Below are 26,472 nucleotides of genomic sequence, written 5' to 3'. Positions count from 1 at the left end.
GATCCAGGTCCTTGCGACATCCACAAAAAAGCCAACAACCCCTACCGGAGTGACCATGAAACTGAACCACACGTTCCTCGCCCTGATGGCCGCCGGCCTGTGCAGCCTGCCACCCGCAGCCTTTGCGCAGACCGCCAAGGATTTCGAAGACATGCGCAATGAGCTGAAGGCCCTGCGCGCCGAGCTGAACGCGCTCAAGGCCCAGGCACCGGCAGCAGCGCCCGCCGCCTCCGCGTCGGCCTGGAACGACCGCATCGACGCCGTCGAACTCAAGCAGAAGGACGCCGTGGTCCTGGGCGACATCCCCGGCAGCTTCCGCCTGCCCGGCAGCGAGACCTCGATCCGCATCTATGGCTTTGCCGAAGCCAACATGGTCAAGGACTTCAAGGGCACGGCCCCTGGCGACCACTTCACCAACCTGATGGAACAGCCCCTGGGCGACACGCGCAACGGCAAGACCAGCCTGACCGCACAGACCTCGCGTTTTGGTTTCGAGACCTCCACACCCACCGCAGTGGGCACCTTCAACACCAAGATCGAAGCCGACTTCTACGCCTACTGCGGCGCCGAGTGCAACCGCAACCGCCTGCGCCTGCGCCACGCCTACGGCGAATACGCAGGCTGGCTGATCGGCCAGACCTGGTCCACCTTCATGGACACGGACAACCTGCCCGAGACGGTGGACTTCAACGGCCCGCCCGGCGCCACCTTCCGCCGCCCCACGCAGATCCGCTACACCTACAACAACCCCAGCCTCGCCAAGTTCCAGTTCGCAGTGGAAGAGCCCACCGACGGCGCACGCAGCCCCAACCTCGTGGCCCGCGTAGACAAGGCCTACGACTGGGGCAACGTGAACGCCCGCCTGATGTCGCACGAACAGCGCGTCTCCGGTGTGTCCAAGCGCGGCACCGGCTTTGGCCTGGGCGCGGGCTACAAGATCACCGGCACGACCACGCTGATGGCGCAGTACACGCGCCTGGACGGCGACGGCGACGGCGCCTACCTGGTGGGCACCAACTACCCGGTGCTGGACGGCGGCACGGTGCGCCTCGACAAGTCGCACGGCGTGGTGCTGGGCCTGTCCAACGTGTTCAGCGAACAGCTGCGCGGCACGGTGTCGCTGGGCATGGTGCGCTCGCGCAACCACCTGGGCGACGCCTACGTGAACGCCTACGGCGCCGAAGGCAACCACAAGCTGTACCAATGGCATGCCGGCATGTACTACCTGCCGATCAAGAACGTGGAACTGGGCGGCGAGCTGATTGGCGGCCGCCGCACCACGTTTGACGGCCAGCAGGGTGACATGCTGCGCCTGAACCTGCAGGCACGCTATCTCTTCAACTAAGCCTTCGTCTTTGCCGAAGCAGGCTGGCCGGGCAACCGGCCAGCCTTTTTTCTTTGCCGCATTGCGTCTTTTCCTCTCCATGAAATCCGAACGTCTTGGCCTGCTGGCCCTGCTGGCAGTGACCGTGGTGTGGGGCACCACCTTCCCCGCCATGAAGCTGCTGTCCACCCAGCTCGATGCGCTGCAGATCATCTGGCTGCGTTTTGTGATCGCACTGGTGGTGCTGGCGCCCCTGTGGTGGGGCATGCTGCGCCACGAGCGCCTATGGGGCTGCGCCTTGGGCGCACTGCTGTTCTTGGCGTTTTGGCTGCAGATCGAGGGACTGGCACGCACCAGCAGCAACCGCAATGCGTTTGTGACCGGCCTGAATGTGCTGGTGGTGCCGCTGATCGCGATGGCGGCGCTGGGCCGCCGCTATGGCTGGCAGCTGTGGGTGGCCTGCTGCATGGCCCTGGCGGGCATGACCCTGATGTTCCACGAGAACGAGCCCTGGAACCTGGGCGATACGCTCACGCTGGCCAGCACCGTGTTCTACGCGCTCTACATCCTGGCGCTGGAGGAATGTGCGCGCCGCACGGCCGCACGGCCCCTGCGTGCCACGCGCATGGCGGCCGCGCAGGCCACGGTGATGGCCGTGGCCTCCACCCTGCTGCTGCTGGGCCGCGACGGGGGCATGGGCTGGCTGCAGTCCACCGCCCACCTGCCCACCGATGCCTGGGTCGCCCTGCTCTACCTGGGCTTGCTGGCCAGTGTGGTGGTGGTCACGCTGCAGGCCTGGGGCCAGCAGCGGGTGGACGCCATGCGCAGCGCCATCGTGTTCGGGCTGGAGCCGGTGTTTGCCGCGCTCACGGCCTGGTTTCTGCTGGGCGAGCAACTGGGCTGGGCGGGCCTGGCGGGTGCGGCGCTCATCGTGGCGGCGCTAGTGTTCAGCCAGCTCCCGTCGCCAGCGCGGGCGCAGCCTGCCTGAGCCCCACATTCAAAGAAAAATCAGCCTCTGCGCGCGACCCTATTGCCTTTATAGCTATATAAACAGTAGCAACCAATAAGACAAGGATCGTTCACGCACGGGTCGCGCTAGACCTGCGTGACCAGCCCGCTCATCTTCACCACCTCCAGGTCGCGCCCCTTGACCAAGGCCAGCTCGGCACGCAGGCGGTCGTTGTTCCAGCGCGCATCGGGGGCGCCGCTCAAGTACCAGTCCGAGCCGTTGTCGGCCAGGAACATGCCGTAGGTCTTGAGCGCCGCAAGGATGGCCTGCGCTTCGGGGCTGAAGCTGGCGGGGATGGCATAACCCGCCTTCAGGCGCACGCGCATGCCCATGGGCGGCAGGTTGGGATCGGTGTTGGACGACGCGTAGTGCGTGGCCGGCGGCACAAATGCGCGGCGTGTGCGCGCCGCCGTGAAGCGCAGCGCATGGCGGATGCCGCCCGCGCCCAACGATGCCTCGTCGTACCGCACCAGCCCAGGGAAGATGGGCAGCCCGGCGGCGTCGGCGCTGGTCCAGCCAGGTTTGGCGGTGGGCCGCACGGCGTTGTTGTCGAGATGGAACACGGCACCCACATCGGCCACCCAGCGGTCGCTGCGCACAAAGGCCCGCCCCAGCTCATACAGCCGCTGGTTGTCGCGGTCGATCACCAGCACATGGCGGTCGCCGCTTTGCCCCGGCGCGCCTTCCACGGGCGCGTCCAGGGGGACGGGGAACGGGCCGGGGTCGCTTTCGTCCCCGTAGGCCTGGTACTCGATGGCCACCCGGGCCTGCTGGCCCGAGACCACCTGGTAGGGGATACCAATGGGCGCGCCCTCCCACAGGCCGGAGCCGAAGTCGCGGTACAGGCCCTTGTCGGCACCGATGCTGGCAATCAGACGCTCGGAGGCTGGGTCCACCTCTGCACCGCTGATGTCGGTGTTCCAGGGGTTGTCGGCCGGGAAAGGAATGGCGCCGTTGAGCGCCGCCCCAGCCCCCAGGCTTGCGCGCGACAGGTTGCCATAGGCCACGCTGCCAGTGGGCGGTGGCGGCAGGGGGGATGGTGAAGGAGAGGGCGAAGGGGACGGCGCCGGAGAGGGGGCGGGGGACGGGCTGGCCGGGGCATCCTCGCCACCACCGCCGCCTCCACACGCAGTGAGCAGCAGAACAGGAAGGGCCCCCAGGGCACGGCGGCGTTGGCGTTGCATGGTGGTTGTCTCCGGTGCGTGGCGATCAGGCGCAGCCCCGGGGCGGAACCAGCATCAGGTTCACGGTCATCCAGCGGGGGCGGGCGGATTCTGCCGCAGATGCGGCGCGCAGCCTGTTAGAAGATGTGTGCGATCGGCTGCGGGGGCAGACGGGGGCAGGCCTTGGTGCTGCCCGGCCATCAGGGCAGGGGCAATGCCACCTCGGCCGCCTTGCGCGGCTTGCCGATGGGGGCTGCGGCCAGGCCCTTTTGCACGGCGGCGATGTCTTCCTCGCTGGGGTATTCGCCTTGCAGCCAGTAGTCAAACACGCGCCGCACGATGGGCGCCGCATGGGCCGCGCCAAAACCGGCGTTCTCCACAATCGCAGCCACGGCAATGGTCGGGTTCTCGGCCGGGGCGAAGGCGGCAAACAGCGAGTGGTCGCGCTGGTGCTCTTCCAGCGCCTTGGCGTTGTACTTCACGTTCTGGCCCAGGCTCACCGCCTGTGCCGTGCCGGTCTTGCCGCCTGCGGTGTACAGGGCTCCGGCGAACACGCGGGTGCCGGTGCCGCCCTTGTTCACGGCCACCATGGCATTGCGCACGATCTCCACGTTCTTGGGGGCATAGCCCAGGTTCTCGCCGGGCGGCTGAATGATTTCGGTGACAGCCCCCGTGACCGAGTTCTTCACCGCTTTGGCCAGGTGCGGGCGGTAGCGGGTGCCCCCATTGGCCATCGTGGCCTGGGCCAGCGCCAACTGCAGCATGGTGAAGTTGTTGTAGCCCTGGCCGATGCCCAGCGACACGGTTTCGCCCGGGAACCAGCGCTTCATCTCGGGGCGTTTGTAGGCGTTGCGCTTCCACTCGGTGCTGGGCAGGGTGCCCCGCACTTCGCCGTTCAGGTCGATGCCCGTGGACTGGCCAAAACCCAGCGGCTTCATGAAGTCGTGGATGGCGTCCACGCCCATGTCCACGGCCAGCGAATAGAAGTAGGTGTTGCTCGACTGCTGGATCGCGCGGTGCATGTCCACACCGCCCAGCCCGCCTTCATGGCTGCGGAAGGTGTGGCCGCCAAAGGTATAGAACCCGGGATCGTTGACCACCAGGCTGGGCGAGCGCTTGTTCAGCTGCAGCGCTGCCAGCGCCATGAAGGGCTTGTAGGTGGAGCCCGGCGGGTAGGTGCCGCGCAGGGCGCGGTTGAGAAGCGGCTTGTCGATGGACTCGTTGAGCGCGGCCCAGTTTTCGGCGTCGATGCCTTCCACAAACAGGTTGGGATCGAAGGTGGGCTTGCTCACCAGCGCCAGGATTTCGCCGTTGCGCGGATCGATGGCCACCAGTGCGCCCCGGCGGCTGCCATACAGCTCCTCGATGAGTTTTTGCAGCTTGATGTCGATGGACAACATCACGCTGTCGCCCGGCGTGGCCGCGTGGCTGGACAGCTTGCGGACGGCCCGCCCGCCCGCCGAGGTTTCCATCTGCTCGAAGCCAGTCACGCCGTGCAGCGCCGCCTCGAAGCTTTGCTCCACGCCCAGCTTGCCGATGTATTCCGTGCCCCGGTAGTTGGCCTCGTCCTCCGAGTCCTGGATGCGCGCCTTCTCGGTCTGGTTGATGCGGCCGATGTAGCCAATCGCATGGCTGGCCACGTCGCCCAGCGGGTAGTTGCGGAACAGCCGCGCCTTGATGTCCACGCCCGGAAAACGGTAGCGCTGGGCGGTGAAACGCGCCACCTCCTGGTCGGTCAGGCGGGTGCGGATGGGCAGGGATTCAAAGTTGCGCGACTCGTCCATGAGCCGCTTGAAGCGCCGGCGGTCCCGGGCCTGGATGTCCACCACCTTGGACAGCGCGTCGATGGTTTCATCCAGCACACCCGCACGCGAGGGCGTGATCTCCAGCGTGTAGGCCGAGTAGTTGGTGGCCAGCACCACCCCATTGCGGTCCAGAATGAGCCCCCGGTTGGGCACGATGGGCGCGACTGCCGTGCGGTTGCTCTCGGCCTGGGCCGCAAGGTCGTCGTGGCGGATCACCTGCAGAAAGATCAGCCGGGCCACCACCAGGCAGAACGCGGCAAACACCACCAGGCCCACCACCACGGCCCGCAGGCGAAAACGCGATGCGTCGGCTTCGCTGCTGCGCAGTTCGGTCATGTCAGTTGTCCACGCTGCTACGCGCCACCCACAGCCCATGCAACTGGCGCAGCGCAGGCGAGGGCAGCCGCGCAAGGGCCGCCAAGCCGCATATGCGGCGCTTCGCTCGCGTGCGCTGGCTGCGTCCCCCTGCCCGCATTGCGCAGCAATGCGAGAGCGGGGGGAAGGCCCGCAGGGCCTCAGGGTGGTGTTGCTTCATGCTCACAACGGCCGGTTCTGATCGCTGTCGGGCGGGCGGCGCTGGGGCGCCAGCAGCACCCAGCTGGCCAGGGGCCAGAGCAGCGCCTCGATCAGCGGCGCCAGCAGGCTCCACAACCCCGGAAAGATACCCCCGGCGGCCATGCGCAGCAACAGCTCGACCGCATGGGCCAGGGCAAACAGCGGGAACACCTGCAGCGCCTGCGAGGGCACGCTGAACCACAGCAGGCGGCGGTGGATGGCAATGGCGCCAAAGGACAGCACGGTGTACGACAGCGCATGCTGGCCCAGCAGCGCCGACTGGCTCACGTCCATGCACAGGCCCAGCACAAAGGCCGCCCCCATGCCAATGCGCAGCGGCTGGTGCACGCCCCAGAAGACGAGCAGCACCATGAGCAGGTCGGGCGTCCAGACAATGCGGCCCAGGGGCAGCATGTTGATGGCCAGGCCCGCGACCAGGCTGAACCACATGAACACCGGGTTCACCGGCATCAGCAGGGGCTCACCGCGCGGCATGATCATGGCGCGTGTCCTTTCGTCTTGGGGCTGGGGGTGCGGTGGTTCACTTGCGGCCTCCGCGTTTGTTCGCCGGAGCCGGGTGCGCGGGTTCGGGGCGGGGTAGTTCGTGTTCGGCCAGCGGCTTGAGCACCACCACGTGGCGTGCGCCCTGCACCTGGGCCAGGGGCGCGCAGTAGATGCGGGCAAACGCGGAATCAGCCCGGCGCTCCACCCGCACCACCCGCGCCACAGGCAGGCCCGGGGGGTAGAGGCCGTCCACGCCGCTGGTGGTCAGCAGGTCGTCTTCGCGGATGTCGGCATTGGCGGGCATGAAACGCAGCTCCATGCCACCGCCGTGCCCTGCCACAGGGTCGCCATAGGCCACGCCACGCACGCCGGTGCGGATGTTCAAAACAGGGATCGCCTGGTCGCGGTCCACCAGCAGGGTGACCTCGCTCACCAGGGGGAACACGCGAGTGACCTGGCCCAGCACCCCGGCCTCGTCCATCACCGGGGCGCCCAGCTCCACGCCGCCCACCTGCCCCCGGTCCAGCACCACACGGCGCGTGTAGGGGTCGGCGGTGTCATAGATCACCTCGGCCGCCTGGGCCGGGGTCTGCAGCCGGTCGCGCAGCTCCATCAGCTTGCGCAGGCGGCCGTTTTCCAGCGCCAGCTGATCGGCCTGGTTGGCACGCTGGCCCATCTCGGTCATCTTCTTGCGCGCGGTGTCCAGGTCCTGCTGCGCGGTCTGCAGCGACTGGAAGTAGCCAGCCCCCTGGCTCGCAAACTCGACCGGCTTGAGCATGAGCCACTGCACCGGGTAGAGCACGGTGGCCACCACCTTGCGCAGCGGATCGGTAAGGTGAAAGCGCGCGTCTGCCACCATGAGGAACAGCGCCAGCGCGCTGAACACGGCCAAACGCGACAGGGCCGAAGGGCCCTGTTTGAAGAAAGGGGGAGCGCTGCGCTCTAAAGTACCCAGTGGCATGTGCGGCGCATGCGATCAGTGAAGTGGTTGCGTGCCTGTGGCATGACAGGCATCCCCGAATTACTCGCTGGTAAAGATGCTGCCCAGGCGGTCCATGCGCTCCAGGGCAATGCCGCAGCCGCGCACCACGCAGGTCAGCGGGTCTTCGGCCACCAGCACGGGCAGGCCGGTTTCTTCGGCCAGCAGGCGGTCCAGGTCGCGCAGCAGCGCGCCGCCACCGGTGAGCATCATGCCGCGGTCGGCAATGTCGGCGCCCAGCTCGGGAGGGGTTTGTTCCAGCGCGTTCTTCACGGCCGAGACGATCTGGTTCAGCGGGTCGGTCAGGGCTTCCAGCACTTCATTGCTGGAGATGGTGAAGCTGCGCGGTACGCCTTCGGACAGGTTGCGGCCCTTGACTTCCATCTCGCGCACTTCGGAGCCAGGGAAGGCCGAGCCGATGTTCTTCTTGATGGATTCAGCGGTGGGCTCACCGATCAGCATGCCGTAGTTGCGGCGGATGTAGCTGATGATGGCTTCGTCGAACTTGTCGCCGCCCACGCGCACACTGCCCTTGTAGACCATGCCGCCCAGCGAGATCACGCCGACTTCGGTGGTACCGCCGCCGATGTCCACGACCATGGAGCCGCTGGCTTCCGAGACGGGCAGGCCGGCGCCGATACCGGCCGCCATGGGTTCTTCAATCAGGTATACCGCCGTGGCGCCTGCAGCCTCGGCCGCGTCCTTGATGGCACGGCGCTCGACCTGGGTGGAGCCGCAGGGCACGCAGATGATGATGCGCGGGCTGGGGGTGAACAGCGTGCGCGGGTGCACCATCTTGATGAACTGCTTGATCATCTGCTCGGTGATCACGAAGTCAGCGATCACGCCGTCCTTCATCGGGCGGATGGCTTCGATATTGCCGGGCACCTTGCCCAGCATGGCCTTGGCCTCGTGGCCTACGGCCTGGATGACTTTCTTGCCGTGGGGACCGCCTTCGTGGCGGATGGCGACCACAGAGGGTTCGTCGAGGACGATGCCTTTGTCGCGGGCGAAGATGAGGGTGTTGGCTGTGCCAAGGTCAATGGCAAGGTCGGTGGAGAAGTACCGACGGAAAGCTCCGAACATTCAAAAGTCCTCTCGGGCACGGCATGCGCGTCGGCCTGCCATCGCCAGGTATTTCAGGGGGTGTTTATTGGCTTTTTTCACGCAATTGACTCCCATTCCGGGAGCTTTGCGGCAAAGCCGGGATAATACCCCATCCCCTGTGAATAACTCCCTCTGGCGCGGGCCGGATCACAGCTTTACGTCTGGTTTCTTTAGATTTTCCTCCCTATGGCACTGACCCCCCAGGACATCGGCCGCATTGCCAACTTGGCGCGGCTTGAGCTGACAACTTCCGAAAGTGAGCGCATGCTCACTCAGCTCAACGGCTTCTTTGACATCGTGGAACAGATGCGGGCTGTGGATACCTCGGGCGTCACGCCCCTGGCCCACCCCGTGGCCGCCATCCAGGACGTGCAGCTGCGCCTGCGCGAGGACGTGGCCAGCGAGCCCAACCAGCGCGAAGCCAACCAGCAAAGCGCTCCCGCCGTCGAGCGAGGCCTGTTCCTCGTGCCCAAAGTGATCGAGTAAGTAAGAACTGACTTTCGCCGCATGACTTCCACCGCATTGCATGACCTGGGCGTGGCCCAACTGGCCACCGAGCTGCGCGAGCGCCGCGTCTCGGCCGTCGAGGCCGCCCAGCATTTCCTCGCCCGCGCGCAGGCCCACCAGAACCTGGGCGCCTACGTGGCCGTGAACCCCGACATCACCCTGGCCCAGGCCCGCGCCCAGGACGCCGCGATTGCCGCAGGCACCGCAGGCCCCCTGGCGGGCGTGCCAATTGCGCACAAGGACATCTTTGTCACCAAGGGCTTCCCCAGCACTGCGGGCTCCAAGATGCTCGCGGGCTACCAGTCGCCCTTTGACGCCACAGTGGTCACCAAGCTGGCCGACGCGGGCGCCGTGACCCTGGGCAAGCTGAATTGCGACGAGTTCGCCATGGGCTCGGCCAACGAGAATTCGGCCGTGACCCCCGTGGGCTTTGACGCCCCGGCCCCGGTGCGCAACCCCTGGGCCACCGACCGCATCCCGGGCGGCTCGTCCGGCGGCAGCGCCGTGGCTGTGGCCGCGCGCCTGGCCCCGGCCGTCACTGGCACCGACACGGGCGGCTCCATCCGCCAGCCCGCCTCGTTCTGCGGCATCACCGGCATCAAGCCGACCTATGGCCGCGCCAGCCGTTACGGGATGATCGCTTTCGCCTCCAGCCTCGACCAGGCCGGCCCCATGGCCCGCTCGGCCGAAGACTGCGCACTGCTGCTGTCCGCCATGTGCGGCCCGGACCCGGACCGCGACTCCACCAGCCTGGATGTGCCCGCCGAGAACTTCAGCGCCAAGCTGAACGACAGCATCGACGGCCTGCGCATCGGCATCCCCGCCGAGTTCTTTGGCGAAGGCCTGGCGCCCGATGTGCGCGCTGCCGTGAATGGTGCCCTCAAAGAATACGAAAAACTTGGCGCCAAGCTCGTGCCCATCAGCCTGCCGCGCACGCAGCTGTCCATCCCGGTCTACTACATCATTGCTCCGGCCGAGGCGTCGTCCAACCTTTCCCGCTTTGACGGCGTGAAGTTCGGCCACCGCGCCAAGGACTACACCGATCTGGTGGACATGTACAAGAAGACCCGTGCCGAAGGTTTTGGCGACGAGGTCAAGCGCCGCATCATGATCGGCGCCTATGTGCTGAGCCACGGCTACTACGATGCGTATTACCTGCAGGCGCAAAAGATCCGCCGCATGATCGCCGACGATTTTCAGAACGCGTTCAAGGAATGCGACGTCATCGCCGGCCCCGTGGCCCCCACCGTGGCCTGGAAGCTGGGCGAGCACGGCAGCGACCCGCTGGCCGACTACTTGGCCGACATCTTCACGCTGCCCGGCTCGCTGGCTGGCCTGCCCGGCATGAGCGTGCCCGCCGGTTTTGGCGAAGGCGGCATGCCCGTGGGCTTGCAGCTGCTGGGCAACTACTTCCAGGAGGCCCGCCTTCTGAACGCTGCGCACCGCCTGCAGCAAGCCACCGACTTCCACCTCCGCCGTCCGGAGGGCTTCTGACATGACCGCCAAATTGATCCATGGCTACGAAGTCGTCATCGGCTTCGAAACCCACACCCAGCTCGCCACCCAGAGCAAGATCTTCAGCCGCGCCGCCACCGCGTTTGGCGCCGAGCCCAACACCCAGGCCTGCGCCGTGGACCTGGCCTTGCCCGGCACCCTGCCCGTGATGAACCGCGAGGCCGTGGCCTGCGCTATCAAATTAGGACTGGCCCTCGGCTCCCACATTGCCGAGAAGAGCATTTTTGCGCGCAAGAACTACTTCTACCCCGACCTGCCCAAGGGCTACCAGATCAGCCAGTTCGAGATCCCGGTGGTGCAGGGCGGCGAGGTGTCGTTCTTTCTGGGCGATGAAAAGAAGACCGTGCGCCTGGTGCGCGCCCACCTCGAAGAAGACGCAGGCAAATCGCTGCATGAGGACTTCATCGGCCAGTCGGGCATCGACCTGAACCGCGCCGGCACGCCCCTGCTGGAGATCGTGACCGAGCCCGACATGAGCTCGTCCGAAGAAGCCGTGGCCTACGCCAAGGAGCTGCACAAGATCGTCACCTGGATCGGCATCTGCGACGGCAACATGCAGGAAGGCAGCTTCCGCTGCGACGCCAACGTGTCGGTGCGCAAGCCTGGCCAGCCGCTGGGCACGCGCCGCGAGATCAAGAACCTGAACAGCTTCAAGTTCATGCAGCAGGCCATCGACTACGAGATCCGCTGGCAGATCGAGCAGATCGAAGACGGTCATGCGATCCAGCAGGCCACGGTGCTGTTCGACCCCGACACGGGCGAAACGCGTGCGATGCGCACCAAGGAAGATGCAGCGGACTACCGCTACTTCCCTGATCCGGACCTGCCTCCGCTACACATTTCGGAGCGATGGATCGAGGAGCAGCGCGCGCAGATGGCCGAATTGCCTCGCGCCATGGCCGCACGTTTTGTTGCGGACTATGGCTTGCCCGAGTACGACGCCAACACGCTCACGCAGAGTCAGTCTATGGCGTCTTACTTTGAAGATGCGGTGAAACTGGCTGGCCCCAAGGAGCAAGAAAAACCGCTCGCCAAAATGGTCGCAAACTGGATGATGGGTGAGCTGAGCGCCACACTGAACTCACGAGGTTTGGACATCACACAGTCGCCGATTGGCCCAGGGCTTTTGGGCATGCACGTGCACTATGTATTCAATCAAAAGGTTTCCAATCCCAAAGCATTGTTCAAAGCGCTTTTGGAAGCAGAGTTCCAATCTTTCGACAACTTGGTCGAACAAATCGACGCATTGGTGAAAGCAAAAGATCTGACGCCTATGAACGACTCCGGCGCGCTCGAAAAAATCATCGATGAAGTGATTGCCGCCAACGCCGACAACGTGGCCCAGTTCCGTGCGGGCAAGGACAAGGCCTTCAATGCGCTGGTCGGCCAGATCATGAAGGCCAGCAAGGGCAAGGCAAACCCCACGCAGGTGAACGAGCTGCTGCGCGCCAAGCTCGCAGGCTGATGGCTTGATGGCCTGAAAATAGCAACGACCAAAACAAAGGGGCCTCGCGGCCCCTTTGTTCTTTTCAAGCCTGACAATGGCCCGTGTCTATCGGGTGGCAGCGGGCGTGTCTGCCGCAGCGCCAGAGGCCGTAGCCGGCAGGCGTTGGGATTCCCACAGCTTGCGAAGCTGGGCCAGTTCGGTGTCAAAGCGCTGGTGCACGCGCCGCTTCTCCTGGTCCTGCCCGGCGATGAAGCGCTGCTGCTCGGCCATGCTGTCTTCGTTCTCTGCGATCTTGCGGCGCAGCGCCATGGGGGCCTTGTTCGGGTCGCGTTTGTAGAACTCCATCTCCGCCTCAAACGCCTTGTGCTGGTGCTTGAGTTCGGCAATGCGTTTTTCTGCGATGGCAGTGACGTCATCAACCATCTGGATGGCCGCCGCGCGCTCCACATCGTGGGCCGCCTTGTCGGGGTAGCGTGTGGTGAGCACGCGCTCGCGGCGGCGCTCCTCCACTTCGCGGGCGCGGGCCTCGGCCTCTTTGCGCTGCTGGGCCTCCTGGGCACTGCGCTCCTGTTCGGTGAGGGAGGGGCCGATCTGCCGGCGCACAGTGCCGGAGGGGCTCAGTTCGCGCTGCTCACGGTCCAGGCATTCGGGGATGGGGCGGTCGGCAGTCAGGCGTCTGCCATTGCGGTCTACACAGGTGTAGATGCCTCCTGTCTGCGCCCACACCAAATCGGCGGCCAGAGTGGCCAGCAGAACCCCGCCCATGATCCACGCCGATTTGCTGCCGCTCAAAGTTGTCTACCCCTCGTTGACACCATACCGCTGGCGGTAGGCCAGCACCTTTTCATGGTGGGAGCGCATTGCGTCTTCCCCGTTTTGCTCCAGATAGAGCAATAAGTCTGCCAGACGCGCGATGGCGCACACCTGCATGCCCAGCTGGTTGCGCACGTACTGCACGGCGCTGTGGTCTACGTCCTGGCCATTCTCGGTGGCTTTTTCCTGGCGGTCCAGCGCAATGGCAACGGCATGGGGCGTGGCGCCTGCCGCCTTGATGATGGCAATGGACTCCCGGGCGGCGGTGCCGGCGGACATCACATCGTCCACGATGAGCACCCGACCTTTGAGGGGCGCGCCCACAAGGGTACCGCCTTCGCCGTGGTCCTTGGCCTCCTTGCGGTTGTAGGCAAAGGGCACGTTGCGGCCCAGGCGCGCCAGCTCCACGGCCACGGTGGCGGCCAGAGGAATGCCCTTGTACGCAGGGCCAAACACCATGTCGAATTCGATGCCGCTGGCCAGCAGGGCTTTTGCATAGAATTCTGCGAGACGGCCGATCTTGCGGCCGTCGTCAAACAGACCGGCATTGAAGAAATAGGGGCTCAGGCGCCCGGCCTTGGTCTTGAATTCACCAAACCGCAGCACGCCCGATTCAACGGCAAAACGGACAAAATCCTGCGCCAGCTGGCCCTGCTCTGAGGTTTGCGCGCCAACATCCACCATGGGGAAATCCTTGTTCAAATTAACCAGCCTCAATCTCAATGGCATCCGCTCGGCCACCAGCAAAGGCGTGGAAAGCTGGATGGCAGCCACGCGGCCGGATTGTATTTGTGTGCAGGAAGTCAAGGCGCAGGCGCCCGACATGGCCAACCGGTTTGAACGGCTGGCCGACCTGCAGGGCCACTTCCACTTCGCCCAGAAGAAGGGCTACTCCGGTGTAGGGGTGTACACCCGGCACGAGCCTTCCGACATAGTGGTTGGCTATGGATCTGAAGAGTTTGATGCAGAAGGCCGCTATGTGGAGCTGCGCTTTGACACGCCCGCGCGCAAGCTGTCCATCATCAGTGCCTATTTCCCCAGCGGCTCCTCGGGCGAAGACCGTCAGCTGGCCAAGTTCCGCTTTCTGGCCGAGTTCCACCCCCACCTCATGCGCCTGAAGGCCGAACGCGAATTCATCCTGTGCGGTGACATCAACATTGCGCACCAGCAAATAGACCTCAAAAACTGGCGCAGCAACCAGAAAAACAGTGGTTTTTTGCCCGAAGAGCGCGCCTGGATGACAAAGTTGTTGCACACAACTGATGAAGGCGGCGGCATCATAGACGTTTACCGTCAGTTACAACCTACCGCCACCGACATCGCCTACACCTGGTGGAGCAACCGCGGCCAGGCCTATGCCAACAACGTGGGTTGGCGGCTGGACTACCACCTGGCCACCCCAACGCTGGCAGCGCTGGCGCGCACCGAATCCATCTACAAGGGCGAGAAGTTCTCCGACCACGCACCAATCACTGTGGACTACGAATTCCGCCTATGACCCGGCCCTGCCCCTGCTGACCCGATGACCGACGCCGCTGCCTCCGCCCCCCCACCCGCCCACAGTTTTCGGCCACCGAATGCAGAGGCTTTGTGGAAGCAGATATCCACCCCCCACCCCACGGTCGGGAAGGCGCGGCACCTGGGCGAGGCGCTGGTGCATGCCGGGCTGCTGGCCACCCCGGCGCTGTCCGAGGGCCTGCAGGCGCAGCAGGCCGAGCGCAGCCAGGGCCAGCACCGCCCCATTGGCCAGATCCTAGTGGACCGGGGAGCCCTGACTCAAGAGCAATTGCGCAGCGTCATCGCCACCTGGCTGGGCGAATACACGGTGCACCCCGGCGACATCACCCCTGAGGCCTCGGCCCTGGCCCTGATCCCCCGTGCCGTGGCTGAGCGCGAGTCCGTGCTGCCGCTGATTGCGCGCGAGGACGCGCTGGTGCTGCTCATGGCCGACCCCTGGGACCGGGTGCTGGTGGACGAGATGCGCTTTCTGACCCAGCGGCGCCTGATCCCGCTGCAGGCTGCGCCGGGCACGCTGATGCCGGCCATCCACAAGGCCTACCGCACCACATACGCAGCGCCGGGCAACGCCAACGCGGGCGCGCGGGCCACCTCGCAGGAGCTGCTGACCAACCTGAGCAGCGCCGCGCCCGACACCGATGCGGAGCAGGCCGACGTGATCAGCGAGTCGGACAACACCCTGGTGCGGCTCATCAATTCGGTGATCGACGAAGCCATCAACCACCGCGCCTCGGACATCCACATCGAGACCGAGCCCGCCCCGCGCAATGTGCGCGTGCGCCTGCGCATCGACGGCGATCTGGTGCCCTACCTGGAGCTGCCCGCGCGGTACCGCTTTGCCATGGTGGCGCGCATCAAGATCATGGCCAGCATGGACATCTCCGAGCACCGCAAACCGCAGGACGGCAAGATCGACTTTGCCCGCTTTGGCGGCCCGCCGGTGGAGCTGCGTGTGGTCACAGTGCCCACCTCGCGCGGGCTGGAGGACGTGGTGCTGCGCCTGCTGGCAGGCGCCAAGCCACTGCCGCTGGAAAACATCGGACTGAGCCCGCCCAACCTGCTGGCGCTGCGCGCTGCAGTTCAAAAAAGCTATGGCCTGGTGCTGGTGTGTGGGCCCACGGGCTGCGGCAAGACGACCACGCTGCACTCGGTGGTGCGCGACATCAACACCGCAGGCCGCAAGATCTGGACGGCCGAAGACCCCATCGAGATCACCCAGGAGGGCCTGCGCCAGGTGCAGGTGAACCCGCGCATCGGCTGGACCTTTGCTGCCGCCATGCGCACTTTTTTGCGCGCCGACCCCGACGTGATCATGATCGGCGAGATGCGCGACGAAGAGACTGCGCGCATCGCCATCGAGGCCTCGCTCACCGGCCACCTGGTGCTGTCCACCCTGCACACCAATTCAGCGCCCGAGAGCATCGCGCGCCTGCTCGAAATCGGCCTGGATCCGTTCAACTTCTCGGATTCGCTGCTCGCCATCCTGGCCCAGCGGCTGGTGCGCCGCCTGTGCACGACCTGCCGTGCGCCCCAGGTGGCCGACATGGACACGCTGATGGGCCTGGCATCGCAGTACCTGGACAGCGGCACCACCAACACACCCGAAGCCCGCCAGGCGCAGATTGCACGCTGGCGCCAGCAATACGGCGGGCCCGAGGGCGAGCTGCGCCTGTGGCGCCATGTGGGCTGCAAGCAATGCGACAACCACGGCTACCACGGGCGGCTGGGCATCCACGAGCTGATGATGAGCGACGAAACCATCCGCCAGCACATCCGCCACCGGGCTCCGGCCTCGGACATCCGCCATTCGGCGCTGGCGGCGGGCATGCGCACCCTGCGCCAGGACGGCATCGACAAGGTGCTGCAGGGACTGACCGACATGTCCGAGGTGGTGGCAGCCACCAACCTGTAGCGGCACACAGGGCCTGGGCCGTGGGTGTGGCGCCGCCGGTGGCCCCCTTGCCCCAGAGCAAATCTGCCCCATGAAGTACGGGTAAGCGGGGGTTGCACCCCCTGGGGCCGGGTGGGAGCATGCGAGCAACCGCAACCTCTCCCACTACCCGGCGGAGTCGCCCCCTCTCCCGCAGGGCATCAGCACCCCAAAAGCACCGCAAGCAACGTCAACAATTGTCAAGGAACGCCATTTGTGGCTATTTTCCTTTTTGGCCCTGCCGAAATTCGTGCTTTCCCCTGCATAGTCTCCCTGTGTCCGCCCCGGCCCTGCCGCCGAGGCTCCGATGAAAGACCCGCACCAGCCCCGGCACCTTGCATCGGCGGAAACGGAAGACGTGAAAGTTGTGATGATGTTCAGAGCCCCAGCCGCCCTGCCACATGCAGGCGCCGCCTTGATTTTCCTGATGGCCCTCTGCGGCCCGCAGTGGGCGCACGCGGGCCCGGTGTGCAAAGCCCCCGAAAGCCGTCGCGTGCTGCAGCTGCACCCCGCCCAGGGCCGAGCCCCCCAGGCCTGCGACCTCAAGGGCCTGGAGCAGCTGCCCGCCAGGGAAATCACCACCACGCTCCCCGCAGCGCTGGGCCTGGCGGGAGAGCACCGCTGGAGAGGCATCTCGCTGCGCCAGCTGGTCGAGCGGCTGGGCGGAGGGGAACACAGCCAGATACTGCTGACGGCCCTGAACGACTACGCCATAGAAATCCCCTGGCATGACCTGGAGCGCTACGACCCCATCCTGGCGTACAGCCGCGATGGCGAGCGCATGGGCATCCGCGACAAAGGGCCGCTGATCCTGATCTACCCGTTTGGCACCCACCCCCAGCTGCAGGGGCAGGACTACATCAACCGCACCATCTGGCAGGTCCATGCAGTCACCCTCCGGTAAACCCCTGCCCCGCCTGACGGCCAGTGGGGACAGCCCCGGCCAGCCCCACCCACATGCCACCTTCTGGCTGCTGGCCATGGTGGCCACCATGGCGCTGGCCACGGCCGCCACCCTGTGGTGGACCCTGCGCCAGACCCATGTGCTGGCGCAGCCCCACCAGCAAAACGACCTGTGGTACGTCTCCAGCGTCCACAACGAACTGGCGCGGGTGAGCCTGCTTGCCCGCAAGGTGCGCGCGCGCGAGGCCAGCCCGCAGGACCTGCAGGAACGCCTGGAGGTGCTGTTCAGCACCCTTGACACCTCCGGCCGGGGCCCCCATGTCAGCACCCGCCTGCAAAACGCGCTCCCAGAAGTCGCCCAGGACCTGGACAACCTGCGCCCGCAGGTCGAGCGCTGGTCCACCCAGCTGGCCTCGCTGATCGCCCAGGGCAACGGCAACGCCAAGGCGGTCGGAGCAATATCGGCCGACATCGTGCGCCAGTCGGACGCGCTGCTGGACCGCCTGCGCAAGGTAGTGGCCACCGTCCACCTTTTCAGCGCCCAGGAGGCCAGCCACGCCCGCCAGCAACTTTCCGAGCGCTTTCTGGTGCTCAGCACCGTGCTGGGCGGGCTGCTGCTGGGCACGGCGCTGCTGATTGGCAAGCTGGTGCGCGATGCAGGCTTGGCCCGCGCCGCATCACGCCAGCTGGTGCTGGCCAACCGGCAGCTTGAAGTGCGGGTGGCCAGCCGCACCCGCAAGATTGAAGAGGGCCGCGCACTGCTGAGCTTCATCCTGAACACCAGCCCCAGCGACGTGGTGCTGGCCGAGGTTGAAAGCGGCCGCGTGCACTTCATCAACCGCCCGCTGACCGCCCGCCTGGGACTCAAGGCGCCACCCGAAACCCTGTTCCTGCCCGATCTGCTGCACGACCCCGAGACCCGCGAGCGCTTCACCCAGGCGATGGACCGCTACGGCCAGGTCGATGCCATGGAAGCCCTCATTGGCGAACACAACCCCAGCTGGAGTTCGCTCTCGGCCCGCCTGATCGAAGTGGAAGGCCAGCTGGCCCACCTGCTGTGGGGCTTCGACATCAGCACCCACAAGGCCCTGGAGACCCAGCTGCGCGAGCTGGCCACACGCGATGCGCTCAGCGGGCTGCTCAACCGCAGAGCGTTTCTTGAACGCAGCACGGCCCTGTTCGACCACTGCCGCCGCCATGGCCAGCCCTGTGCCGTGCTCATGATCGACATCGACCACTTCAAGCACATCAACGACCGGCACGGCCACCAGACGGGCGACGTGGCCATCCGCGCATGCGCCGAAGCCATTGGCCATGCCCTGCGCGATGCCGACCTGCTGGGCCGCCTGGGGGGCGAAGAATTTGCCGCCCTGCTGCCCCACGCCACGGCCGACAGCGCCACGGTGGTGGCCGAACGCATCCGCAGCGCTATGGCCCAGATGAGCCTGGCCTCGCCCCAGGGCCAGCCACTCGCGTTCACCATCTCGATCGGCGTGGCCGAAATGGCGCCACACCACAGCGGCATCGACCCCCTGCTCGTAGATGCCGACCAAGCGCTGTATCGCGCCAAGGCCACAGGCCGCAACAAAGTGCTTGCCTACGAAGCCGCTATCGGACAATCTTGACCCCAAAGCCTGCCCCATACACCATGAGCCTGCGCCTATTGATCGTTGACGACAGCCGCATGTCGCGCCTCATCCTGCAGGGCCTGATCCTGCAGGCCCACCCCCAATGGACCATCGTGCATGCCAGCAGCGGCGAAGAAGCCCTGCAACTCGTGCGCGGGAACCCCGTGGACCTCGTGTCCATGGACTTCAACATGGCCGGCATGAACGGCCTGGATGCCGCACTGGCGCTGCGCGAGATCCTGCCCGCCGTACCGATTGCCATCCTCACAGCCAACGTACAGACTGCCGTGCAGGCGCGCATCGAGGACGCTGGCATGGTGTTCATCGCCAAGCCCATCACCGCCAGCGCAGCCACTCAGCTCGCGGCACTGGCAGGAGCCTGACATGACGGTGCAGCTAGATGCCGAACAAATCGACGCACTCAGCGAGATCTTCAATATCGGTGTAGGTAAGGCCGCTGCCGCCATGGGCGCCCTGATGCACGACGAAGTGCTGCTGTCGGTGCCCCACGTAAGCATCTTCACCGTGAGCGAGGCCGCCCAGCAGCTGGGGGCTGCAGGCAGCACCATGTATGGCGTGCGCCAGCCATTTCGCGGCACCTTCAACGGCGATGCCCTGCTGATCTTCCCCGGCCACAAGAGCCTGGAGATCGTGCGCATCGTCGCAGGCCAGAGCATGCCCGGCGAGGACCTCAGCGCCATCGAGCAGGACGCAATGACCGAGGTGGGCAACGTCATGCTCAACGCCTGCATCGCCGCCCTGTCCGACCTGCTGGGCAACGAATTCCAGCTCAGCCCGCCCAGCATCGACGTGGGCGACAGCCGCACCATCCTGGGCACCCGCATCCAGAACCACCTGGTGGTCTTCCTGCACATCCGCTTTGAGCTGCTCAGCAGCCAGATCGAGGGGTTTGTGGTGTTCGTGCTCAACACCACCTCGCTCGAAGGCCTGCGCACCGCCGTGAACCGGTTGCTGGGGCGGCCCGCGGAGATGGATTGAGAGGGGAGAATGTGCGATGGAGGCGCTGGGGGGCTGCCCAACGCGACAATTCGTAGGGGGTCAGCTCTAGGCTAGGAGCAGCTGCTCGGTAGCAAAACCGACCGAATCGCAAAGCTGCTATTCACGACAAATGCAAGTAAACCGTTCTGATGTCCTATCTACGGAGTCTCGACTTCGCGGCTCAATATATGGCCTGCTTGTTGGTGACGCGCTGGGTGTGCCCTACGAATTTACTAGCGCAGCAGAGTTACCAGAAATTGGCCTCATCGAGATGGCTCCTCCCGTCGGATTTCGCCGCGCTCACCTGGGAGTTCCTGAGGGCACCTGGAGTGACGACGGCGCACAAGCGCTTCATCTACTAAAGGTTCTTCTTGATGGGGATGCCGCCCTTGAGGCCAGGTTTGCTGATGGCTTGCAGTCTTGGTATTCGTCAGGTGAATTGACACCGGATGGCCGAGTGTTCGACATTGGAATCCAGACGCAGGAAGCGTTGGCTCGCCTCACGCGAGGTGTTCCCCCAAATCAGAGCGGCCCCAAAGAAGAGCGGAACAACGGGAATGGGTCGCTCATGCGGGTGCTTCCTGTGGCGCTGCTTCCGGCAGACGACGATAGTGCTCTCATTAAGCGCGCGAGAAGACAAAGTCTCCCCACACACGGGCACACAAGATCTTTGCTCGCGTGCTCCTTGGCGACACTGATATCCGTTCGTCTCCTTCAAGGTTTAACGTTCGTGAGGGCACTTGACGAGGCACAGGAGTGCCTTGAACAAACGACGGTGAAAGCTGAGCGAAATGAGCTTCGGATTTTGCTGGATGGGCGGCTAGACGCTCCAAACGGAAGTGGATATGTGGTCGACTGCCTTTGGTCATCAGTAGCGGCCGTCCTTCGCACTCGCAATTTTGAGGATTGTGTACGGTGCGCGATCAGCTTTGGTAACGACACTGACACCACCGCTTGCGTCGCGGGAGGATGGGCAGGACTGCTCTACGGTGAGGACGCAATTCCATTGCGATGGCGAGAGCAACTGCAAGGAAAGCATCTCGTAGAACCGATGCTTGAGCGACTGGTCGCTAAGTGCGGCTGATTTCGGCGGCCATAGCAGCCGACCTACAAGCAGACGAAAAACGGCGGCACACAGCCTGTGCCATAGGTGAAAACTCAACGAATCGGTATCCCAACAGCGCTTTTCGCAGAGAAAGCGACAACGACGCCCCTGTAGGTTTTGCGATGCTCCGGGGAGCACCAGAAATCGCTACCTCGCTCGTACAAGGCGACACCTTATGTAGAACAATCTGTCCATTCCCAGACAGTGTGTCGGAATCCGGCTGGCGACGTTCTGCCGGTTTCCACGCCCTTTTCTGCCCGTTGTCAAACACCGTTGCCACCGCCCCGCATGCTCCGCTACCTCACCGTCCCAGTTACCCCGTTTCAGCAGAACTGCTCCCTCGTCTGGTGCGATGCCACGCAGCAGGCCGCTGTGATCGACCCCGGGGGCGACTTGGAGGTGCTGCTGGCCGAGGTGCAACGCCTGGGCCTCACGCTGTCGCAGATCTGGCTCACGCATGCGCACATCGACCATGCGGGGGGCACGGGCGAGCTGGCGCAGCAGCTGGGGCTGCCCATCGTGGGGCCGCACCCGGGCGACCAGTTCTGGATTGACGGGCTGCCGCAGCAGAGCGCGATGTTTGGTTTTCCGCCTGCGCAGCACTTCACGCCCACGCGCTGGCTGCACGACGGGGACACCGTGCAGATTGGCAACGAGACGCTGGCCGTGCGCCACTGCCCCGGGCACACGCCGGGGCATGTGGTGTTCCATGCGCCGCAGATCGACCGGGCCTTTGTGGGCGACGTGCTGTTTGCGGGCAGCATCGGCCGCACGGATTTCCCGATGGGCAACCACCAGGATCTGATCGACAGCATCACGCAGCGGCTGTGGCCCATGGGAGACCAAACGGTGTTCATCCCCGGGCACGGGCCGGAGAGCACGTTTGGCCGCGAGCGCAAGAGCAACCCCTACGTGGGCGGCACCTGAGCCGTGACGCCGTGAATACTGGTCTTTTTGCGGCCTACCGCGCGTCCTTCAAGCGCTTTCTGCTATCAATTTAGCGAAGCCTGCGCTGCGCGTCAGCCACGTTTTGCCGCCTCGTACAGCCCCTGCACCTTGGGCACGTTCTGCTCCAGCTCCTTGATGCGCGCGGGGCCCGAGGGGTGGGTGGACAAAAACGCGAGCCCGCCCTGCTTGCTGCCGGTGGCGTTGCCCATCTTCTGCCACAGGCTCACGGCGGCGGCGGGCTGGAAGCCGCCACGTGCAGCCAGCTCCAGGCCCACCAGGTCGGCCTCGCTCTCGTCCGAGCGGCTGAACTGCAGCGTGAGCAACTGCCCGCCCAGCCCGGCCGCCGCCTGGCCCAGGTCGCCCAGGCCCAGCAGCTGCGAGCCCAGGCGCAGCGCCAGGTTGGTGCCCTGGGTCTTGGCGATGCGCTCGCGGGCATGCTCGCGCAGCGCGTGGGCCATTTCGTGGCCCATGATCATCGCGGCCTCGTCGTCGGTGAGCTTGAGCTGGTCGAGGATGCCGGTGTAGAAGGCGATCTTGCCGCCGGGCATACAAAACGCGTTGATCTGCTGGCTGCCAATCAGGTTGACCTCCCAGCGCCACTGTTTGGCGCGGTCGTTCCACGGTGTGGTGAACGGGATCAACCGCTTGGCGATAGCGTGCAGGCGCTGCAGCTGCGGGTGGTTGTCGGGGGCGAGGGCGCGCTTGGCGCGGGCCTGCTCCAGCATCTGGCGGTACTGCTGGGCGGCAGACTGCTCCAGCGTTTCGGCGGGCACCAGCTTGCGCAGGCTGGAGGACGAGCCCACGTCCACCTGCGCCATCACGGGCCCGGCCACGGCCGCGCCTGCGGCCAGCAGAAAGCCACGGCGGGCAGACCAGGGGGATGAAGGCGCAACGGAAGGGGCGGGGCAAAAGAGGCACATACCAGGATCACCTGAAGGAATAACGACGGACGCAAAACAGGCCTCATGCACGCGGATTCAGCCACGCCAAGGTGGCTCTTGCATCCCGATTTGCGCAAGTCCTGGGAATAATAGGCGGCGTTGACCTGCCCTGTGGTTTGCAGCAACGTCTGCCGCCCAGATGGAGGCCGTGGGGCTGGACGACAAGGCTCGTCGGCGATGATAGACAAAACCTCCGGGCGCCCATGTCAGACACCTCCACTTCCACCCCTCCCCACATCCCCCCCGAGACAACCGCCCGCACCCCCTGGCTGCAAACCCTGCGCGTGTACCTGGAGCCCGCCAGCCTGCGCATGCTCACGCTGGGTTTTGCGGCCGGGCTGCCCCTGCTGCTGGTGCTGGGCACGCTGAGCTTTCGCCTGCGTGAGGCGGGCATCGACCGCAGCACCATCGGTTACCTGAGCTGGGTGGGCCTGGCCTATGGCTTCAAGTGGGTGTGGGCGCCGCTGGTGGACCGCATGCCCATCCCGCTGCTCACGCCGCTGCTGGGGCGGCGGCGCAGCTGGCTGCTGCTGGCGCAGCTGGTGGTGGTGGCGGGCCTGGTGGGCATGGCGCTGGCCGACCCGCGCCACACGCTGGGGCCCATCGTGTGGTGCGCGCTGGCCGTGGCCTTTGGCTCAGCCACGCAGGACATTGCGCTCGATGCCTTCCGCATCGAATCCGCCGACGCCAACCACCAGGCGGCGCTGGCAGCGTCGTACCAGACCGGCTACCGGCTGGCGATGATCTGGGCCGGTGCGGGGGTGCTGTGGATTGCGGCACGCGCCGAGGTCGCGCCCGCCGTCGGCCAGACCGTGCTGCAAGGCGCGGCGGCCTACCAAAACGGCGCCTGGCAAACCGCCTATCTGGTGATGGCGGCATCGATGGCCGTGGGCGTGGTCACCGTATTGTTCTCGCGCGAGCCCGCCCCGGTGGCCCTGCCCCCTGCCAAGAACGCTGCCGAATGGATCCAGGGTGCGCTGGTGGAGCCCTTTGCCGACTTTCTGCGCCGCTACGGCTGGCATGCGGCGCTCATCTTGGCGCTCATCGCCGTCTACCGCATCAGCGACGTGGTGATGGGCATCATGGCCAATCCGTTCTACGTGGACATGGGCTTCACCAAGGACGAGGTGGCCGCCGTGACCAAGGTCTACGGCGTGGTCATGACGCTGGTGGGCGCGTTTGTGGGCGGCGTGCTGTCGATGCGCTTTGGCGTGATGCGCATCCTGATGCTGGGCGCCATCCTGAGCGCGGCCAGCAACCTGCTGTTTGCCTGGCTCGCGGGCCACGGGCACGACGTAACAGCACTGATCGCCGTGGTCTCGGCCGACAACCTGGCCAGCGGCATCGCGTCGGCGGCTTTCATCGCCTACCTGTCGAGCCTGACCAACGTGAGCTACTCGGCCACGCAGTACGCGCTGTTCAGCTCCATGATGCTGCTGCTGCCGAAGTTTGTGGCGGGCTTCTCAGGCGACTATGTGGATGCATTTGGCTACGCCCACTTCTTCACATCGACGGCGCTGCTGGGGCTGCCGGTGCTGGTGCTGGTGTGGCTGGCGTCCAAGATAAAACCCGAGCCTTCCGCCTGATGGCTATACGGTGATAGCTATATTATTTATAGCAAAACAAACCCTGCATCAGGGGGCGGTTTACCTCAACTTTACGGAGGCTTCAACACGGGGAGACGCCTGTACATGAGCATGAACCCTGTCTGAGCCCCCCACTACACTGCCCCCATGAGTTCGCAACTGCTGATGATCGAAGACGATGCCCGCCTCGCACAGATGGTGGGCGAGTACCTGGGCCAGTCGGGCCTGCAGGTCACGCACTGCGCGGATGGCAAAAGTGGCCTCGCGCGGCTGCAGGGGCCGGATGCCGGGCCGCTGCCCGATCTGGTGATCCTCGACCTGATGCTGCCCGACATGGACGGGCTGGAGGTGTGCCGCCGCATCCGCTCGTTGCAGGGCCATGCGGCCCAGGTGCCGGTGCTCATGCTCACGGCCAAGGGCGACCCCATGGACCGCATCATCGGCCTGGAGCTGGGTGCCGACGACTACCTGCCCAAACCTTTTGAACCGCGCGAGCTTCTTGCCCGCATCCGCGCCATCCTGCGCCGCCGCACCGATGGCGGCAGCGCAGCAGCGGCCACGCAGGTGCTGCGTTTTGGCACGCTGGAGATCGACCGCGACGCGCGCACCGTCACGGTGGCGGGCGAGCTGGCCGACCTGACCTCGTACCAGTTCGACCTGCTCGTGGCGCTGGCCGAACGCGCGGGCCGCGTGCTCACGCGCGACCAGATCATGGAGGCCGTGCGCGGCCGCGAGCTGGAGGCGTTTGACCGCAGCATCGACGTCCACATGGGGCGCATCCGCGCAGCCATCGAGCAGGACGCCAAGAACCCGCGCCGCATCCTCACGGTGCGGGGCGTCGGGTATGTGTTTGCCAAGCAGCAAGATTGATCGCTGACACAGCCCCGCTGCCTGCGCTGTAGCCCCACGCATGTCCCTGTCCAACCCCTTCTCCCGCCGTCTTTATCTGCGCATCTGGCTCGCCGTGGTCGGCGGCATGGCGGTGCTGACGCTCACCGTGGGCTGGGCCTGGCGCATTGCCGAAGAGCAAAAGGCCCAGAACAACCAGCCGTTTGTGCCGCCTTCGCGCGAGATGGCGGTGCGCGATCCGGCGGGCAACCTGGTGTTGCGCGGCATGGCCACGCGCCAGCCGTCCGAGCCGGGCGAAGTAGTGGAATTCCACATCGAGGCAGAAAACGGCCAGATCTTCACCCTGCAGATGGCGCCGCGCCAGCCCCGCATGGGCCGCAATGGCGGCCGGGGTGGCCCCGGACAGGACGAGGCCGCTTTCTGGACCCGGCCGCCCTTCGGCTTTTTGTGGCTGCTGGGCATTGTGGGCCTGGCGGTGGCGGTGGGCGTGTACCCCATCATCCGCCGCCTCACGCAGCGGCTGGAAGCGCTGCAGCGCAGCGTAAAGACGTTTGGCGAGGGCGACCTGTCGGTGCGGGTGCCCGAGCAAGGGCAGGACGAGGTGGCCGACCTGGCGCGCCAGTTCAACGCCGCGGCAGAGCGTGTAGAAACCCTGGTCAAGTCGCACAAGTCGCTGCTGGCCAATGCCTCGCACGAGCTGCGCTCGCCCCTGACCCGCATCCGCATGGGGCTGGAGCTGATGGGTGGCCAGCAGCCATCGCCCGCCTTCCGCGAAGAGATCCTGCGCAACATCGCCGAGCTGGACCAGCTGGTGGACGAGATCCTGCTGGCCAGCCGCCTCGACGCACGCGAGGCGGACGTGGGCACCGTGGAGCTGGTGGACCTGATCGGCCTGGCCGCCGAAGAATGTGCCCGCGTGGATGCCGACCTGGACGTGAGCGCCAGCCCCGATTCGCTGGAAGTGCGCGGCGTGGCCAAGCTGTTGCGCCGGGCCATCCGCAACCTGCTGGAAAACGCACGCCGCTACAGCAACGGCGAGATCACGGTGGTGGTGCACCGCCGCCAGGGCCGCGCTGAGGTGCATGTGTGTGACCACGGGCCGGGCGTGCCGCCCAGCCAACGCGAGCGCATCTTCGAGCCCTTCTACCGCCTGCCGGGCGCCAGCGAGCGCGCGGGTGGTGTGGGCCTGGGGCTGTCATTGGTGCGCTCGATCGCCGGGCGCCACCAGGGCACCGTGCACTGCCAGGACCGGCCCGATGGCGAGCACGGCGCCTGTTTTGTGCTGACCCTGCCGCTGGCGCCGACAAAAGCCACCACCAACCTCGTCCCCCACTGAC

General features: G+C 65.7%; 24 protein-coding genes. 16 read left to right on the top strand and 8 right to left on the bottom strand.

The features are described 5' to 3' along the window. Nucleotides 1-55 precede the first annotated feature (55 nt). Both ACSQ3O_RS01630 and ACSQ3O_RS01625 read left to right on the top strand, forming a co-directional pair. Complete coding sequence (locus tag ACSQ3O_RS01630; protein WP_436137642.1) at nucleotides 56-1,345, top strand: DcaP family trimeric outer membrane transporter; 1,290 nt, start codon at nucleotides 56-58, stop codon at nucleotides 1,343-1,345. A gap of 79 nt (nucleotides 1,346-1,424) precedes the next feature. After that, nucleotides 1,425-2,312 carry a DMT family transporter gene (locus ACSQ3O_RS01625; RefSeq protein WP_436137641.1) on the top strand — a complete coding sequence of 296 codons (888 nt, stop codon included), beginning with the start codon at nucleotides 1,425-1,427 and terminating at the stop codon, nucleotides 2,310-2,312. Between the two features lie 107 nt (nucleotides 2,313-2,419). Here the strand turns inward: ACSQ3O_RS01625 and ACSQ3O_RS01620 are convergent, their stop codons facing one another. The 5 genes from ACSQ3O_RS01620 to ACSQ3O_RS01600 form a co-directional block, all read right to left on the bottom strand. After that, entirely contained in the window at nucleotides 2,420-3,517 is a 1,098-nt protein-coding gene (locus ACSQ3O_RS01620) for a hypothetical protein (protein WP_436137640.1), read from the bottom strand. A 179-nt stretch (nucleotides 3,518-3,696) separates the two neighbouring features. Continuing rightward, nucleotides 3,697-5,541, bottom strand: a complete 1,845-nt coding sequence (gene mrdA / locus ACSQ3O_RS01615; protein WP_436141057.1) for a penicillin-binding protein 2 — start codon at nucleotides 5,539-5,541, stop codon at nucleotides 3,697-3,699. Nucleotides 5,542-5,838: 297 nt separating this feature from the next. Then, nucleotides 5,839-6,357 (bottom strand): rod shape-determining protein MreD, encoded by a 519-nt coding sequence (gene mreD / locus ACSQ3O_RS01610; RefSeq protein WP_063460974.1) that lies wholly within the window; start codon nucleotides 6,355-6,357, stop codon nucleotides 5,839-5,841. A gap of 40 nt (nucleotides 6,358-6,397) precedes the next feature. Continuing rightward, the gene (gene mreC / locus ACSQ3O_RS01605) at nucleotides 6,398-7,321 is read right to left on the bottom strand and encodes a rod shape-determining protein MreC (RefSeq protein WP_436137639.1); all 924 of its coding nucleotides are present in this window, start codon (nucleotides 7,319-7,321) and stop codon (nucleotides 6,398-6,400) included. 60 nt (nucleotides 7,322-7,381) lie between these two features. Continuing rightward, complete coding sequence (locus ACSQ3O_RS01600; protein ID WP_063460976.1) at nucleotides 7,382-8,425, bottom strand: rod shape-determining protein; 1,044 nt, start codon at nucleotides 8,423-8,425, stop codon at nucleotides 7,382-7,384. Between the two features lie 207 nt (nucleotides 8,426-8,632). On the opposite strand from ACSQ3O_RS01600, the gene gatC reads away from it, so the two are divergent. The 3 genes from gatC to gatB are packed head-to-tail and all read left to right on the top strand — an operon-like array spanning nucleotide 8,633 to nucleotide 11,933. Then, nucleotides 8,633-8,932: an Asp-tRNA(Asn)/Glu-tRNA(Gln) amidotransferase subunit GatC gene (gene gatC, locus ACSQ3O_RS01595; RefSeq protein WP_436137638.1), complete on the top strand. Its 300-nt coding sequence runs from the start codon at nucleotides 8,633-8,635 to the stop codon at nucleotides 8,930-8,932. A gap of 21 nt (nucleotides 8,933-8,953) precedes the next feature. Further along, entirely contained in the window at nucleotides 8,954-10,447 is a 1,494-nt protein-coding gene (gatA, locus tag ACSQ3O_RS01590; RefSeq protein WP_436137637.1) for an Asp-tRNA(Asn)/Glu-tRNA(Gln) amidotransferase subunit GatA, read from the top strand. A gap of 1 nt (nucleotide 10,448) precedes the next feature. Beyond that, the gene (gene gatB, locus ACSQ3O_RS01585; RefSeq protein WP_436137636.1) at nucleotides 10,449-11,933 is read left to right on the top strand and encodes an Asp-tRNA(Asn)/Glu-tRNA(Gln) amidotransferase subunit GatB; all 1,485 of its coding nucleotides are present in this window, start codon (nucleotides 10,449-10,451) and stop codon (nucleotides 11,931-11,933) included. 87 nt (nucleotides 11,934-12,020) lie between these two features. On the opposite strand, the gene ACSQ3O_RS01580 is transcribed toward gatB, so the two are convergent. Both ACSQ3O_RS01580 and pyrE read right to left on the bottom strand, forming a co-directional pair. Next, nucleotides 12,021-12,680: a DUF4124 domain-containing protein gene (locus ACSQ3O_RS01580; RefSeq protein WP_436141056.1), complete on the bottom strand. Its 660-nt coding sequence runs from the start codon at nucleotides 12,678-12,680 to the stop codon at nucleotides 12,021-12,023. A 33-nt stretch (nucleotides 12,681-12,713) separates the two neighbouring features. Continuing rightward, entirely contained in the window at nucleotides 12,714-13,412 is a 699-nt protein-coding gene (gene pyrE / locus ACSQ3O_RS01575; RefSeq protein ID WP_436137635.1) for an orotate phosphoribosyltransferase, read from the bottom strand. A 10-nt stretch (nucleotides 13,413-13,422) separates the two neighbouring features. Between pyrE and ACSQ3O_RS01570 the strand changes: the two genes are divergently transcribed. From ACSQ3O_RS01570 to ACSQ3O_RS01535, 8 genes are all read left to right on the top strand, one after another. Further along, complete coding sequence (locus ACSQ3O_RS01570; protein WP_436137634.1) at nucleotides 13,423-14,226, top strand: exodeoxyribonuclease III; 804 nt, start codon at nucleotides 13,423-13,425, stop codon at nucleotides 14,224-14,226. A gap of 24 nt (nucleotides 14,227-14,250) precedes the next feature. Further along, the gene (locus tag ACSQ3O_RS01565; protein ID WP_436137633.1) at nucleotides 14,251-16,158 is read left to right on the top strand and encodes a GspE/PulE family protein; all 1,908 of its coding nucleotides are present in this window, start codon (nucleotides 14,251-14,253) and stop codon (nucleotides 16,156-16,158) included. Between the two features lie 391 nt (nucleotides 16,159-16,549). Beyond that, complete coding sequence (locus ACSQ3O_RS01560; protein ID WP_436137632.1) at nucleotides 16,550-17,080, top strand: molybdopterin-dependent oxidoreductase; 531 nt, start codon at nucleotides 16,550-16,552, stop codon at nucleotides 17,078-17,080. Beyond that, nucleotides 17,061-18,704, top strand: coding sequence for a GGDEF domain-containing protein (locus ACSQ3O_RS01555; RefSeq protein ID WP_436137631.1), 1,644 nt, complete (start codon nucleotides 17,061-17,063; stop codon nucleotides 18,702-18,704). Before ACSQ3O_RS01560 ends, ACSQ3O_RS01555 begins: the two co-directional genes overlap by 20 nt. Nucleotides 18,705-18,727: 23 nt before the next feature. Continuing rightward, on the top strand, nucleotides 18,728-19,090 hold the full coding sequence (locus tag ACSQ3O_RS01550; protein WP_436137630.1) for a response regulator: 363 nt from the start codon (nucleotides 18,728-18,730) through the stop codon (nucleotides 19,088-19,090). Between the two features lies 1 nt (nucleotide 19,091). Next, nucleotides 19,092-19,706: a chemotaxis protein CheC gene (locus ACSQ3O_RS01545; protein ID WP_436137629.1), complete on the top strand. Its 615-nt coding sequence runs from the start codon at nucleotides 19,092-19,094 to the stop codon at nucleotides 19,704-19,706. A 130-nt stretch (nucleotides 19,707-19,836) separates the two neighbouring features. Then, nucleotides 19,837-20,790, top strand: coding sequence for an ADP-ribosylglycohydrolase family protein (locus ACSQ3O_RS01540; RefSeq protein ID WP_436137628.1), 954 nt, complete (start codon nucleotides 19,837-19,839; stop codon nucleotides 20,788-20,790). A 309-nt stretch (nucleotides 20,791-21,099) separates the two neighbouring features. Next, the gene (locus ACSQ3O_RS01535) at nucleotides 21,100-21,738 is read left to right on the top strand and encodes an MBL fold metallo-hydrolase (RefSeq protein WP_298451900.1); all 639 of its coding nucleotides are present in this window, start codon (nucleotides 21,100-21,102) and stop codon (nucleotides 21,736-21,738) included. A 92-nt stretch (nucleotides 21,739-21,830) separates the two neighbouring features. Here ACSQ3O_RS01535 and ACSQ3O_RS01530 read toward each other — a convergent pair whose 3' ends face one another. Further along, nucleotides 21,831-22,679, bottom strand: a complete 849-nt coding sequence (locus tag ACSQ3O_RS01530) for a M48 family metallopeptidase (RefSeq protein ID WP_436137627.1) — start codon at nucleotides 22,677-22,679, stop codon at nucleotides 21,831-21,833. Nucleotides 22,680-22,903: 224 nt separating this feature from the next. Between ACSQ3O_RS01530 and ACSQ3O_RS01525 the strand changes: the two genes are divergently transcribed. The 3 genes from ACSQ3O_RS01525 (at nucleotide 22,904) to ACSQ3O_RS01515 (ending at nucleotide 26,471) form a co-directional block, all read left to right on the top strand. After that, on the top strand, nucleotides 22,904-24,286 hold the full coding sequence (locus ACSQ3O_RS01525; protein ID WP_436137626.1) for an AmpG family muropeptide MFS transporter: 1,383 nt from the start codon (nucleotides 22,904-22,906) through the stop codon (nucleotides 24,284-24,286). 147 nt (nucleotides 24,287-24,433) lie between these two features. Beyond that, a complete protein-coding gene (locus ACSQ3O_RS01520; protein ID WP_137747182.1) occupies nucleotides 24,434-25,156 on the top strand; it encodes a response regulator transcription factor in 723 nt (240 codons plus the stop codon). A 40-nt stretch (nucleotides 25,157-25,196) separates the two neighbouring features. Further along, a complete protein-coding gene (locus ACSQ3O_RS01515; RefSeq protein ID WP_436137625.1) occupies nucleotides 25,197-26,471 on the top strand; it encodes a HAMP domain-containing sensor histidine kinase in 1,275 nt (424 codons plus the stop codon). Nucleotide 26,472: the final 1 nt, after the last annotated feature.

This window comes from Acidovorax sp. LjRoot74 (assembly GCF_964254355.1).
Lineage (GTDB): Bacteria > Pseudomonadota > Gammaproteobacteria > Burkholderiales > Burkholderiaceae_C > Acidovorax.
The sequence above is the reverse complement of the archived record's forward strand: the minus strand, read 5'-3'. Positions and strand labels throughout refer to the sequence as shown.

Bases quoted from the DNA above. Each gene is read 5' to 3' on its own strand.
- ACSQ3O_RS01630 (WP_436137642.1), top strand. From the start codon at position 56: ATGAAACTGAACCACACGTTCCTCGCCCTGATGGCCGCCGGCCTGTGC.
- ACSQ3O_RS01625 (WP_436137641.1), top strand. From the start codon at position 1,425: ATGAAATCCGAACGTCTTGGCCTGCTGGCCCTGCTGGCAGTGACCGTG.
- ACSQ3O_RS01620 (WP_436137640.1), bottom strand. From the start codon at position 3,517: ATGCAACGCCAACGCCGCCGTGCCCTGGGGGCCCTTCCTGTTCTGCTG.
- mreD (WP_063460974.1), bottom strand. From the start codon at position 6,357: ATGATCATGCCGCGCGGTGAGCCCCTGCTGATGCCGGTGAACCCGGTG.
- mreC (WP_436137639.1), bottom strand. From the start codon at position 7,321: ATGCCACTGGGTACTTTAGAGCGCAGCGCTCCCCCTTTCTTCAAACAG.
- ACSQ3O_RS01600 (WP_063460976.1), bottom strand. From the start codon at position 8,425: ATGTTCGGAGCTTTCCGTCGGTACTTCTCCACCGACCTTGCCATTGAC.
- gatC (WP_436137638.1), top strand. From the start codon at position 8,633: ATGGCACTGACCCCCCAGGACATCGGCCGCATTGCCAACTTGGCGCGG.
- gatA (WP_436137637.1), top strand. From the start codon at position 8,954: ATGACTTCCACCGCATTGCATGACCTGGGCGTGGCCCAACTGGCCACC.
- gatB (WP_436137636.1), top strand. From the start codon at position 10,449: ATGACCGCCAAATTGATCCATGGCTACGAAGTCGTCATCGGCTTCGAA.
- ACSQ3O_RS01580 (WP_436141056.1), bottom strand. From the start codon at position 12,680: ATGGGCGGGGTTCTGCTGGCCACTCTGGCCGCCGATTTGGTGTGGGCG.
- pyrE (WP_436137635.1), bottom strand. From the start codon at position 13,412: ATGGTGGATGTTGGCGCGCAAACCTCAGAGCAGGGCCAGCTGGCGCAG.
- ACSQ3O_RS01565 (WP_436137633.1), top strand. From the start codon at position 14,251: ATGACCGACGCCGCTGCCTCCGCCCCCCCACCCGCCCACAGTTTTCGG.
- ACSQ3O_RS01560 (WP_436137632.1), top strand. From the start codon at position 16,550: ATGTTCAGAGCCCCAGCCGCCCTGCCACATGCAGGCGCCGCCTTGATT.
- ACSQ3O_RS01555 (WP_436137631.1), top strand. From the start codon at position 17,061: ATGCAGTCACCCTCCGGTAAACCCCTGCCCCGCCTGACGGCCAGTGGG.
- ACSQ3O_RS01550 (WP_436137630.1), top strand. From the start codon at position 18,728: ATGAGCCTGCGCCTATTGATCGTTGACGACAGCCGCATGTCGCGCCTC.
- ACSQ3O_RS01545 (WP_436137629.1), top strand. From the start codon at position 19,092: ATGACGGTGCAGCTAGATGCCGAACAAATCGACGCACTCAGCGAGATC.
- ACSQ3O_RS01540 (WP_436137628.1), top strand. From the start codon at position 19,837: ATGCAAGTAAACCGTTCTGATGTCCTATCTACGGAGTCTCGACTTCGC.
- ACSQ3O_RS01535 (WP_298451900.1), top strand. From the start codon at position 21,100: ATGCTCCGCTACCTCACCGTCCCAGTTACCCCGTTTCAGCAGAACTGC.
- ACSQ3O_RS01530 (WP_436137627.1), bottom strand. From the start codon at position 22,679: ATGTGCCTCTTTTGCCCCGCCCCTTCCGTTGCGCCTTCATCCCCCTGG.
- ACSQ3O_RS01525 (WP_436137626.1), top strand. From the start codon at position 22,904: ATGTCAGACACCTCCACTTCCACCCCTCCCCACATCCCCCCCGAGACA.
- ACSQ3O_RS01520 (WP_137747182.1), top strand. From the start codon at position 24,434: ATGAGTTCGCAACTGCTGATGATCGAAGACGATGCCCGCCTCGCACAG.
- ACSQ3O_RS01515 (WP_436137625.1), top strand. From the start codon at position 25,197: ATGTCCCTGTCCAACCCCTTCTCCCGCCGTCTTTATCTGCGCATCTGG.